We start from the raw sequence: 11792 nt of genomic DNA on the forward strand, positions 1-11792 counted from the left end.
GTCACGCTCCTACTGCCGCGCGCAGCGGTGGTTGTAATTTATAATTGAATCGAAATGTCATGTTGCTGTCCTTGCCGCTCGACGACCAGATCAAGCGTGCCCTGTTGTTGAATGCGACTGAGAATGTCGGGCAGTGCCACTGAACGACTGAGTTTGAGGCCATTAATCGCAATCGCGATGTCCCCGGGCTGCAACCCAGATTGTTCAAACAACACCGGATTTTTTCCTGGGGTGAGACGAAAGCCTTTCAGCGCCTTGGCATCACCCACTTGCGCGAGCTGCACATAATCAAGGAGACGCTGGGGGTTTTGATTAAGCTGCTGCGCAAGATTGGCCGGCCAGTCAGCGCTGGCTGTCTCATGGGGAGCGGACTTTGGGGGCGTCACCTTCCCTTTTGACGGTGAAAAGACGGTTTGCGGGGTACTATTAGCCTCAACACCCGGCATCAGCAGTGCCTCTCGACGTGTCCCCTGGCGCAAAATCACCCGATCAGGCAACACCTGTTCGATGCTAACTTGGGTGCCTTTCACCTGCTCACCCACCCCATAGGTCGCCTGTTGACCGCGATTGGCAATCACCGCTAGCGCACGCGACGGCTGATCACTGGCAACCACGCCCACCAATGTCAATTGCAACCGGGTTTCCGGCACCTGACTAACCGCTTGGCGACGTTGGGCCTTCGACGCCTGATAACGCCCGAAAAGCTGGGCATCCATCACAGGGGCGATCGACAAGGTTGCGGTCGATGACTGCGATGTCCCCGCCTCGTGTACTACGGGTGTAAAAGCCGATGGTGCGGGTTGATAGAAAGCCCACACCAGACGACCTGCCAACCATGCGAGCACGCAGACCAAGCCAATATTAAGCCAAGGGGCTGCGCGACGCAGGGTTTGTGGCGAAAAAGAGAAGCGATTATGTTGGCGTCCTGCCTGAGAGATCATTCCTTTTAAACCAATTTGGGTCACCGTTTATCCATTGATGGCTTTTTTTGCCAGCAAATTCCATCATTAGATTACGAAAAGCTGGGCATGCTAGCAAAAACGCTTTGTGATAGTGAGACTTTTTCAGTCATAGGGCTTTATTTTATCGAAGTCATTGCCCTGACGGGAGGTGGAACTGCGATGCTGTGATACTGCTCTAAAGTAAATTTTGTGCTAATGTCGCCGATCCAGATTGCGCAGGAGTTGGATGATGAAAAACCACGCATCAACGCCCTTGACGGCGGTCAGGTTAGATAAATGGCTATGGGCTGCCCGTTTTTACAAAACGCGCTCCATTGCGCGCAATATGATTGACGGGGGCAAAGTGCAGTACAATGGCCAACGTGCTAAGCCGAGTAAAATGGTAGAAGTCGGTGCAGAAATCCGCCTTCGCCAAGGCAATGATGAAAAAACCGTCACTGTCATGGCGCTTTCGGAGCAGCGGCAGGGGGCGCCGATCGCGCAAACCTTGTATCAAGAAACCGAGAGCAGCCTCGCCAAGCGCGAGCACGAGTCAGAAATGCGTCGCTTAAATGCACACAACCCACGTCCTGATGGGCGGCCGGATAAAAAGCAACGCCGAGATATTCGTAAATTTAAACAAGGCATAGATTAAGGTCGCATTCGCGCCATTGCCGGAGAGAGATTGCATGTCAAACGATCAACTACACCGTTACCTATTTGAAGATGTGTCTGTTCGTGGTGAGCTGGTCAAGCTCGATGACACCTATCAGCGCATACTGGAAAACCAAGATTTCCCGGCGCCGGTCAATGCCTTGCTGGGAGAGATGCTCGCCGCGACCAGCTTATTGACCGCTACGCTCAAGTTTAACGGCTCAATCACAGTGCAACTGCAAGGCGATGGGCCTGTCTCTCTCGCTGTGATTAATGGGGATCACCACCAGCAGCTGCGGGGAACGGCTCGCGTCAAGGGCGAAGTCAAAGACGATGCAACCCTGCCGGAGATGATGGGCAAAGGCCAACTCATCATCACCATTGAGCCTGTCGATGGTGAACGCTATCAAGGGATTGTCGGTCTTGAGTCTGACAACTTACAAGCCTGTCTTGAAGATTACTTCGCCCGTTCCGAGCAACTGATGACTCGCCTTTGGTTGCGCACGGGTGAGCACGACGGTAAGCCCCATGCGGCTGGGATGATGCTGCAAATCCTGCCAGATGGTAAAGGCGACAACAGCGACTTCGAGCATCTGGCGCAGTTGACTGAAACCATTAAAAACGAAGAGCTATTTAGCCTGTCTGCTAAAGATGTGCTGTATCGTTTGTACCACCAAGAAAAAGTCACGCTGTATCCAGCGCAAGAGGTGGTATTCAAATGCAGCTGCTCACGTGAGCGCAGTGCCAGCGCGATCGCCGCCATTGAGCGTAGCGAAGTGGATAAAATGGTGGCTGAAATGGGAACGATTCATTTGCATTGTGATTATTGTGGCACAGACTACGCTTTCGATAGTGTTGATGTTGCAGCTATTTTCGAGCAAAACGCGGATTCTTCCTCACAAATGCAGTAACAGCGTGCTACATTTTTAGCGCTCCGAAGCAAATCCACCTGACGGAGTTCAAAAGCCAGCATTATGCTGGCTTTTTTCTTATTCCTACCCGACTTAACTCACATTTTTTCTCGCATTATTTTTGTACAAACAATAATAGGTCTTTGGGTAGCGCAAACGATTAACTAAGCGTTACCATGTCTATGACATGGCACCTGGTGGTCCGTACCCTACAATCAAAATAACCCCAGTGTGCAGTCTTATATGGAGTCAGTCCCTGAAATCACATATTCAGGTTGCTAGCACAAAGACAGTTAACAACATCTTACCCCAAGGAGCACCTATGACTGTCCTGAACGTCGAACCCGAGGTCGCTGACATCGATCTTTCCCGTCATGGTCTGGAAAATGTCAAAGAAGTCATCCGTAACCCCTCTTATGAGCAACTGTTCGAGGAAGAAACCAAACCTGGGCTGGAAGGCTACGAAAAAGGCGTGGTGACCGAGCTCGGCGCGGTGGCGGTAGATACGGGTATTTTTACCGGCCGCTCACCAAAAGATAAGTACATCGTCCGCGATGACACCACCCGCGATACCATTTGGTGGTCTGATCAAGGCAAAAACGACAACAAGCCGATTGACCAAGCGGTATGGAAAGATCTGAAAGCCCTCGTCACTGATCAATTATCAGGCAAACGCCTGTTTGTGATTGATGGCTATTGTGGCGCCAACCCAAATACCCGATTACGTATTCGCGTGATCACCGAGGTAGCGTGGCAAGCACACTTCGTGAAAAACATGTTTATCCGCCCAACCGATGAAGAGCTGAAAGACTTTGAGCCCGACTTTGTGGTGATGAACGGTGCCAAGTGTGTCAACACCAAATGGCGCGAGCAAGGTTTGAACTCGGAAAACTTCACCGTATTCAACCTCACCGAACGCATGCAGCTCATCGGCGGTACCTGGTACGGCGGCGAGATGAAAAAAGGCATGTTCGCGATGATGAATTACTTCTTGCCACTGCAAGATATCGCCTCGATGCACTGCTCGGCGAACATGGGTAAAGACGGTGATGTCGCCATCTTCTTTGGTTTATCCGGCACCGGCAAAACCACCCTCTCTACCGATCCCAAACGCCAGCTGATTGGTGATGATGAACACGGCTGGGACGACCATGGTGTGTTTAACTTCGAAGGCGGGTGCTACGCGAAAACCATCAAGCTCTCGAAAGAAGCAGAACCCGATATTTACAACGCCATTCGCCGTGATGCATTGCTGGAAAACGTTACCGTTCGTGGCAATGGCACCATCGACTTTGACGACAACACCAAAACAGAAAACACCCGTGTCTCCTACCCAATTTACCACATCGATAACATCGTTAAGCCGGTATCAAAAGGGGGGCATGCCAACAAGGTGATTTTCTTGTCGGCGGATGCCTTTGGTGTGCTGCCCCCGGTGTCTAAGCTGACGCCAGAGCAAACCAAGTACCACTTTTTATCTGGCTTCACGGCTAAGCTCGCGGGCACTGAGCGTGGTATTACCGAGCCCACACCAGCGTTTTCCGCCGCCTTCGGTGCCGCCTTCTTGACCTTGCATCCGACCAAGTACGCAGAGGTGTTGGTCAAACGCATGGAAGCCGCCGGCGCGGAAGCCTATTTGGTCAACACTGGCTGGAACGGCTCAGGCAAGCGGATCTCCATCAAGGATACGCGTGCGATCATTGATGCGATTTTAGATGGCTCCATCGAAAAAGCGGAGACCAAGTCAATTCCAATCTTTAATTTGGAAGTGCCCGTCTCACTCGACGAAGTGAGCGACGGCATTCTTGACCCGCGTGACACCTATGTCGATCCTCTTCAGTGGGAAAGCAAAGCCAACGATCTGGCACAACGCTTTATCGATAACTTTGAAAAATATACCGACACCCCCGAAGGAGCCGCGCTGGTCTCAGCCGGACCTAAGCTAGACTAACCCCCTACCCCCGTATCGCGCGTGCGATATGGGGGCCTCTTCCCCGACCGAGATACTGGCTAATAGTTGAAGTGACGACACTTTTGCGCCAGTCTTATTGCTACTGATTGCCTTGATAGGGTTGGTTCATGCGCATCCTGGCCAAACTGTTCGCCAGCTTTTTCATTCTCTGTGTCACCGCATTATTGGTGTTAGCAGTCCTCTTTCACACGCGCTACAGCACCGCGCTGTTTCATCATGTCGTGTCACCTTTGCTGCCGGGCGATCTCTCCGCCAAACAGGTGGTCTATCATTGGCGTCAGCCACTGAGTTTGACCCTCACTAAGCCTAGCTATCACGTCGGTCCGCAACACTGGCAGGCCGACCGGCTGCGCGTACAACTTGATGCTACGCGATTGCCACACATTCACTGGCTGCGGATTGATGGCCTGTCTATCGATCTGACGGGCCGCACGCCACCACCTAGCCTAGAGATGTTGCCTGCGTCCCTGCAAATCGGTCGTATCTTGTTCAACGACCTAAATCTCATTGGAGGAGATTGGCAAGCGCACCAAGTGAGTGCCCAGCTTGATAAGTGGCAAAAGGGCGACTCACCATGGGGATCGGTCCGTGGTCGCGCGCAATGGGAAGCCAAACAGATCGATTGGCACGACCTAACGGTCTCTGATGCCCTCCTAGATGCCCAACCCTCGCCAAAAGGCTGGCAACTCAATGGCGTCTCATTTCAATGGCAACGTGCTGCCTTTAGCGCCCAAGGGCAATGGCAACCTGGTGCACTCGCCTTGAGCCAATTGACCATTAGCAATGCCATTGTGGATAGTGAGCAAACACAACAGCGGCTCCGCGAAGCCTTGTCACATTGGCCGTCAAACACCCAGGTCACCATCGCTCGAGCGGACGTCCGTCAACTCAGTGCCGAAACGGATCATCTGTCGGTCAATGCCCTGACCTTTTCAGCGGAACAATTAGCGTTTACCCCTCAGTCGCCTTGGTGGCATCAACCTCAGCTACGCGCCTCGTTTAATGCCGACTATATCCGTTGGCAAGGGCAAACGTGGGAGCAACCGTTAGGGGAGCTGGAGCGTCGCGGTGATACGTGGATAGTCAATCAATTCACCAGCCAGTGGCATGAAGGATTTATCGCGCTTTCCGGCCAATTTTCGCCCCAGGCTTGGCAGATAGACAGGCTACGCGCCAATGGCCTCACCCTCAGCCGCGAACGGCTTAGGCCGCTGATAGGCGCATTGCCAGATTGGCCGCCACATATCGTCATTACCGATCTGTCGCTGAAACACAATGAGTGGTTAGCGTTATCGCCAGGGTTCCCGATCAAGGTGGATGGCATTGATATCGATGGGCGCGATCTGCGTCTGCGGCATGACACGCAGTGGCAATTACGCCATGGAACACTGACCGCGAGCGCCAGCTATGCCAGCATCAATCAGCAGTGGCTGGCTGAACCCTACTTACGCGTAGAAGCGAGCGATGGGCTCGTCAATCTACGTCAATTATTACTGGGTTTTTCCGATGGTCAGCTTGCTGCCTCCGGCCAGTGGAATTACAACACGCCGAGCCTACCATGGTCATTCCAAATTGACGGCCTACACGTCCCCTTATCCCTTTATCAATCATGGTTTGACTGGCCGCTGCCTTTAAGCGGGTTTCACGATCTTCAAGGGCAATGGTCTGGGCTGGCGTCTGATACCGAAAGTTTCAACGTGGGGTTAAATGGCACCCTTGCGGTTACCCTGCTGAATGGTCACGCGGATGTCACGCCAGATAAAGGCTGGCCAGAACGAATGTCTGGGTGGTTTCAAAAAGCRCCAACCCAGCAACGCCAGTCGCGGTCGTTCCCGTTTGAACAACTTTCTCTAAAAGCCGACCGTGGCCATATCACGGGTATTCTTCAGGGGGACACATCCGTGTCGATTGATTGGCCGATTTATCAAACCGCCACCCCAAGTGTACGTTAACGCAGTAGTGCCAACTGAGGGGCAGGCTGTGCGGTGGCGCCATCGTCTGATGGCAGCAACACATAAGTGCCGGTAAACACGCCGGCCTTATCGTCGCCACTAAAAAACTCGACTTCGAGCGTGACACGCGCCCGACGACCGTTTTCCAGCCTATCAAGCTCACCGCTCAAGTTATCCAGCGATACACTCGCCCTTGGCCGCTCCGCCACCGGGCGACGATAACGAATGTGGCTGTCTGCGAGGACAATATCCGCACTGAGTTGACGCTCTTTCATTAACAGCCACACCATTCCCCAACCCGCGAGCGTGGCAAGACTAAAAATGCTGCCCGCAAACATGGTGTGACGCGGGTTCAAATTGGCATTTAAATTGGCACACACTTCAAAGTGATAGCCGGTGAATTGGCTGATCTGCACCCCCATTTTATCGCTGATAGGGATTTGTTCTTGCCAGCGCTGCTGCAGCTCGGTACACCACTCAGGATGACGTACCACATCAGACAAAGGGTCTAAGGGTTTCACCATCTGTTGATGACGAATCGGCCCGCGCTCATCACTGAGATCCCCCTGACGAATGAAGTCATGTTGAGCATAAAAGCTTACCGCCTCTTCTCGCGCACTGCACACAAGACGCTTGGCCCCCTCTTGCCGGGCCAATGACTCTAGTGCCATTAATATGAGCGCCCCGAGGCCACGATTACGAAAATCGGGAGAGACCGCCATATAACGGATCTGACCATCGTTGTCTGGGGTTAAGTAAAGACGCCCGATGGCAACGGGGTCATCATCACTGTCGACAATCATGCGATGACAGGCATTGCCATCGTAGGCATCGCGCTCTGAGCCGCGCGGCGCATGCCAAGGCTCGCGCAACATGCGATAGCGAAAGTCATAATAACGCGCAAGCTCTTGCTCTGTGCGTGGCGTGACGATTTTAAACATGCCTATCTCTCCCTGTTAGGCGCACATTTATACCTGAAGCCAGAAAGTCACCGGCCCATCATTGACCAAGCTCACCTTCATATCTGCAGCAAACTGACCGGTTTGCGTCTTCACGCCAGCCTGTTGGCAATCATGGCAAAACACCTCATACAGGCGTTCCGCTTCGGCGGGTGAGGCCCCTGAAAAACTTGGACGCATTCCTTTTTTCGTGTCAGCCGCGAGGGTGAACTGAGAGACCACCAGTAACGATCCCCCTGCCTGTGACACATTGAGATTCGTTTTTCCTTCGTCATCTTCAAAGACGCGATAACCGCGCACTTTATGCGCCAGCTTGGCTGCCTGAGTCTCGGTGTCGCCTTTCTCGACACCTAGCAGCACGACCAAGCCTTTTCCTATACAGCCCACGCGAGTGCCTTCTACGGTCACATTGGCTTCACTCACGCGTTGAATGAGGGCGATCATGGGTTTCCTCTTTTTCAATGGTTAAAGGGGGAGATGACGCATCCAGAGCGCTCGACCCAAAATGAGAAGCGTCGCCCTCCGCGCGCGGCCACCAACGTTCAGACTCTCTCAGCGTCGCCGTCACTTGGGCACCAAACAAGACGATACACCAACTAAAATACACCCAGACAAAGAGAATGGGTATCACCGCCAACGCGCCATAAATCAGTTGATAAGAAGGAAAGTGCGTCACATAGAGGGCGAAGACTTTCTTGCTTAATTCAAACAGGATACTCGCCACCGCCGCCCCGGCAAAGGCATGGCGCAGACGCACGCGCGTATTGGGGACCAACGTATAAAGCCCCATGAAGGTCAATGTGGTCAGGATAAAGGGCAAAACGCGCAATAAGGTGGTAAACAAATCATTGGCAATCCCGCTTTGTAATAACGACAGCGAGGTTAAATAGGAGCTCAACGCAATGCTGGTGCCAATAAGGATTGGCCCTAAGGTGAGCACCATCCAATAGATGGAAAAGGCGATCATTGTGGGTCGCTTGGTCTGAATTTTAAAGGTGTGATTCAGGCTTTTGTCGATGGCGGAAATCAGCATGATGGCCACCACAAACAAGAAACTCACCCCCACTGCCGTCATTTTACCGGCATTAGCAACAAACTCATTGAGGTAGCGTGCCACCACCTCGCCAGCAGCTGGCACAAAGTTGTTAATCACAAACTGCTGTAACGTCTCACCCACCTCTGAAAAACCAGGAAAACTCGAAAAGGCGGATAAAACCACGGTCACCAAGGGGACCAAAGATAATAGGGTCACATACGCCATATGGCCCGCACTCACCGTGAGCCGATCTTCGCCCATACGCCGCCATAAATGGGTCAGCATCGCCATCAACCAATGACGATAATGACACCACCTTTTCTCATCCAGGATCCCAATTTTGCGCATCCTTCCACCTTAACCTTGTGTTAGCCTTAAGCGTAATGAGTGTACATGATTTATGATTAAGGAGTTGCCTGTGCGGGCTATCTTTGTTTTTGTTATCGGCTTCACCCTACTCACTGGCTGTCAGTCTGCCTACTACTCGGCCATGGAGCAAGTGGGCATCCATAAGCGCGATATCATGGTTGATCGCGTGGAAGACGCCGCTGATGCGCAGCAAGAAGCGCAATCTCAGTTTAAGGATGCACGGCAAGCATTAAGCCAGCTTACCCAGTTTGACGGCGGTGAGTTACAAGCTGCTTACGAGGCAGTGGATAACCAGTATCAACAAAGTCATGATGCGGTCACCCGCGTGCGCGAGCGGATTGATGCGCTTGAGTCCGTCTCTGAAGCGCTGTTTGATGAGTGGGAAGAAGAATTAGACTTGTACACCAATCGACGCCTGCAGCGTGATAGTGAGCAACGCTTGCGTCAAACCCGCAAGGAGTACGAGCGGTTACGTGATGCGATGCGTCGTGCGGAAAAAACCATGACGCCAGTGCTAAACACGCTGCAAGATAACCGCCTTTATCTCAAACACAACCTCAATGCCCGCGCGATTGGTGCATTACAAGGTGAGTTGGATGCCCTTTCGGGCGAGATAGACCGCGCAGTCGCTGACATGCAACGCGCAATCCAAGCGTCAAATCGCTTTATCCAAACCCTCAATTAAACGCTAGCCAATAAAAAAGGCACCCGAGGGTGCCCTTTGTCCACATCGCGCGGTGATGCCCGCGTGATTAACCTTTACGACCTGCGCGCTTACGCTCGGTTTCGGTCAATAGCTTCTTACGGATACGAATGCTCTCCGGCGTCGCTTCAACCAGTTCATCATCATCGATAAACTCAAGCGCCTGCTCCAAGGTGTACTTGATCGCTGGGCTCAATACCTGCGCGTCATCAGTACCTGATGCACGAACGTTGGTCAGCTGCTTACCTTTCAAGCAGTTAACGGTCAGATCGTTGGCACGATTATGAATACCAATCACCTGACCTTCGTATACTTCGTCACCGTGCTCGGCAAACAAGCGTCCGCGGTCTTGCAAGTTAAACAGTGCGTAAGTCAGTGCTTTACCTGCCGCATTTGAGATCAACACACCATTAATGCGCTGGCCAATATCGCCACCTTTGTACTTACCGTAATGGTCAAAGGTATGATAAATCAGCCCCGAGCCAGAGGTCAGTGTTAAAAACTCTGTTTGGAAACCAATCAGACCACGTGATGGCATCACAAAGTCCATGCGTACACGGCCTTTACCATCTGGAAGCATGTTCGTCAGCTCGCCTTTACGCAGACCGATGCTTTCCATCACGCCACCTTGATGCTCTTCGAGCACGTCAATGGTCACTGTCTCAAACGGTTCGAATTTCTCGCCGTTTTCTTCTTTGATGATCACTTCTGGGCGCGATACCGCCAGCTCAAAGCCTTCGCGACGCATGTTTTCGATCAAAATAGACAGATGGAGTTCACCACGGCCAGACACGCGGAATTTATCTGGGTTATCGGTCTCTTCCACGCGCAGTGCCACATTGTGGACCAGCTCTTTTTGCAGACGCTCAAGGATATTACGTGACGTAACGTATTTACCTTCGAGACCTGCAAACGGCGAGGTATTCACCTGGAAGGTCATGGTCACAGTGGGCTCATCCACCGTCAGTGCAGGCAAGGCTTCCACATTACTTGGATCGCAAATCGTGTCTGAGATTTTCAGCTCACCCAATCCCGTAATGGCAATAATATCGCCCGCAGAGGCTTCATCAACGTCATGACGCTCTAGGCCCATGTAGCCCAAAACACTGCCGACTTTACCGTTACGCTTGCTGCCATCTGCACTCACAATCGTGACTTGCTGGTTCGGCTTAACCGAGCCACGTGTAATACGACCCACGCCGATCACACCCACATAAGAGTTATAATCCAGCTGAGACACCTGCATTTGCAGCGGCGTGGTGATATCGACATCCGGTGCATCAACGTTATCAACGATCGCATTGAACAGCGGCTCCATATCCTCGCCTTCTGTGGTTTCTTCTAGGCTCGCCCAGCCGTTAAGGGCTGACGCGTAAACCACTTGGAAATCCAATTGCTCATCCGACGCACCGAGAGTGTCAAACAAGTCAAAGACTTGATCCATCACCCAGTCAGGACGCGCCCCAGGGCGGTCAATCTTGTTGATCACCACAATCGGTTTCAAACCATGGGCAAAGGCTTTTTGGGTCACAAAACGGGTTTGCGGCATCGGGCCGTCTACCGCATCGACGACCAGTAGTACGGAGTCAACCATCGACATGATACGCTCAACCTCACCACCAAAGTCGGCGTGTCCTGGGGTATCAACGATGTTGATGCGGTAGTCATTCCAGTTAATGGCAGTGTTCTTGGCCAAGATGGTAATGCCACGTTCTTTCTCAATGTCGTTTGAGTCCATGACACGCTCTTCCACCTCACCGCGGGAAGCCAGCGTACCGGATTGCTGCAGCAGCTTATCCACTAGCGTGGTTTTACCGTGGTCAACGTGGGCAATAATGGCGATATTTCTTAGTTTATCTGTCTGTATTTTGGTCATGGACTCTCTTTTTCACTCGATAGACGGGGCGCGCGCCGAAGTTGGCGAGCTATGCTAACACGACGGCACCGCCACCTGATTAAAAAAACGGCCGTAATGTACCAGATTTTGTCGCAAAACCCACCTTATTATGTGAATTGGCTCACCGTCACTCAGGGTTCACCCTGTCACAGTTGATTATTTATTGTGCAAATACAAGGATTCATCGTGATGAGAGAAAAAATGAATTTTTAAAGACCGTCCACACTCTTGTCATGCATTGTCTGCTACAAAGAGAGGGGACGATGCCTGCACGCATCTCGTGCAAAGCGGCGCACCGTCTTTGCCCCTTGCACCATATGCGATCATGTTTGCACTACAATGGTGCACAATGCACGCTTTTGACCCAGGCTGCACACGGTTTTATCGCGTTAAACGCG

General features: G+C 52.2%; 10 protein-coding genes. 5 read left to right on the top strand and 5 right to left on the bottom strand.

Annotation, left to right across the window (positions count from 1 at the left end; all coding sequences use genetic code 11):
- Window positions 1-38: 38 nt before the first annotated feature.
- Complete coding sequence (gene gspC / locus BZG72_RS10440; protein ID WP_052708042.1) at window positions 39-965, bottom strand: type II secretion system protein GspC; 927 nt, start codon at window positions 963-965, stop codon at window positions 39-41.
- A gap of 226 nt (window positions 966-1191) precedes the next feature.
- Between gspC and hslR the strand changes: the two genes are divergently transcribed.
- From hslR to BZG72_RS10460, 4 genes are all read left to right on the top strand, one after another.
- A complete protein-coding gene (gene hslR / locus BZG72_RS10445; RefSeq protein ID WP_101494489.1) occupies window positions 1192-1596 on the top strand; it encodes a ribosome-associated heat shock protein Hsp15 in 405 nt (134 codons plus the stop codon).
- A 34-nt stretch (window positions 1597-1630) separates the two neighbouring features.
- On the top strand, window positions 1631-2506 hold the full coding sequence (hslO, locus tag BZG72_RS10450; protein ID WP_046074438.1) for an Hsp33 family molecular chaperone HslO: 876 nt from the start codon (window positions 1631-1633) through the stop codon (window positions 2504-2506).
- Window positions 2507-2828: 322 nt separating this feature from the next.
- On the top strand, window positions 2829-4457 hold the full coding sequence (gene pckA / locus BZG72_RS10455; protein ID WP_046074439.1) for a phosphoenolpyruvate carboxykinase (ATP): 1629 nt from the start codon (window positions 2829-2831) through the stop codon (window positions 4455-4457).
- Window positions 4458-4585: 128 nt separating this feature from the next.
- Window positions 4586-6430, top strand: coding sequence for an AsmA family protein (locus BZG72_RS10460; protein WP_077666752.1), 1845 nt, complete (start codon window positions 4586-4588; stop codon window positions 6428-6430).
- On the opposite strand, the gene BZG72_RS10465 is transcribed toward BZG72_RS10460, so the two are convergent.
- From BZG72_RS10465 to BZG72_RS10475, 3 genes are read right to left on the bottom strand one after another with little or no spacing between them, the layout of a single operon-like run.
- On the bottom strand, window positions 6427-7371 hold the full coding sequence (locus BZG72_RS10465) for a bifunctional GNAT family N-acetyltransferase/hotdog fold thioesterase (protein ID WP_046074441.1): 945 nt from the start codon (window positions 7369-7371) through the stop codon (window positions 6427-6429). The two genes, BZG72_RS10460 and BZG72_RS10465, sit on opposite strands and share 4 nt — an antisense overlap.
- Window positions 7372-7398: 27 nt before the next feature.
- Window positions 7399-7833 (bottom strand): D-aminoacyl-tRNA deacylase, encoded by a 435-nt coding sequence (gene dtd, locus BZG72_RS10470; RefSeq protein ID WP_077666753.1) that lies wholly within the window; start codon window positions 7831-7833, stop codon window positions 7399-7401.
- A complete protein-coding gene (locus BZG72_RS10475; RefSeq protein ID WP_077579495.1) occupies window positions 7805-8773 on the bottom strand; it encodes a virulence factor BrkB family protein in 969 nt (322 codons plus the stop codon). The genes dtd and BZG72_RS10475 overlap by 29 nt, the downstream gene beginning before the upstream one ends.
- A gap of 70 nt (window positions 8774-8843) precedes the next feature.
- Here BZG72_RS10475 and BZG72_RS10480 point away from each other — a divergent pair, with 70 nt between their 5' ends.
- Window positions 8844-9479, top strand: coding sequence for a DUF2959 domain-containing protein (locus tag BZG72_RS10480; protein ID WP_443508084.1), 636 nt, complete (start codon window positions 8844-8846; stop codon window positions 9477-9479).
- A gap of 67 nt (window positions 9480-9546) precedes the next feature.
- Here the strand turns inward: BZG72_RS10480 and typA are convergent, their stop codons facing one another.
- The gene (gene typA / locus BZG72_RS10485) at window positions 9547-11373 is read right to left on the bottom strand and encodes a translational GTPase TypA (protein ID WP_046074444.1); all 1827 of its coding nucleotides are present in this window, start codon (window positions 11371-11373) and stop codon (window positions 9547-9549) included.
- Window positions 11374-11792: the final 419 nt, after the last annotated feature.

This window comes from Salinivibrio sp. PR6 (assembly GCF_001995955.1).
GTDB lineage: Bacteria > Pseudomonadota > Gammaproteobacteria > Enterobacterales > Vibrionaceae > Salinivibrio > Salinivibrio siamensis.

What these genes read in the sequence shown, in the direction of transcription:
- hslR (WP_101494489.1), top strand. Translation starts at nt 1,192, where the DNA reads ATGAAAAACCACGCATCAACGCCCTTGACGGCGGTCAGGTTAGATAAA.
- BZG72_RS10475 (WP_077579495.1), bottom strand. Translation starts at nt 8,773, where the DNA reads ATGCGCAAAATTGGGATCCTGGATGAGAAAAGGTGGTGTCATTATCGT.
- dtd (WP_077666753.1), bottom strand. Translation starts at nt 7,833, where the DNA reads ATGATCGCCCTCATTCAACGCGTGAGTGAAGCCAATGTGACCGTAGAA.
- BZG72_RS10465 (WP_046074441.1), bottom strand. Translation starts at nt 7,371, where the DNA reads ATGTTTAAAATCGTCACGCCACGCACAGAGCAAGAGCTTGCGCGTTAT.
- hslO (WP_046074438.1), top strand. Translation starts at nt 1,631, where the DNA reads ATGTCAAACGATCAACTACACCGTTACCTATTTGAAGATGTGTCTGTT.
- typA (WP_046074444.1), bottom strand. Translation starts at nt 11,373, where the DNA reads ATGACCAAAATACAGACAGATAAACTAAGAAATATCGCCATTATTGCC.
- pckA (WP_046074439.1), top strand. Translation starts at nt 2,829, where the DNA reads ATGACTGTCCTGAACGTCGAACCCGAGGTCGCTGACATCGATCTTTCC.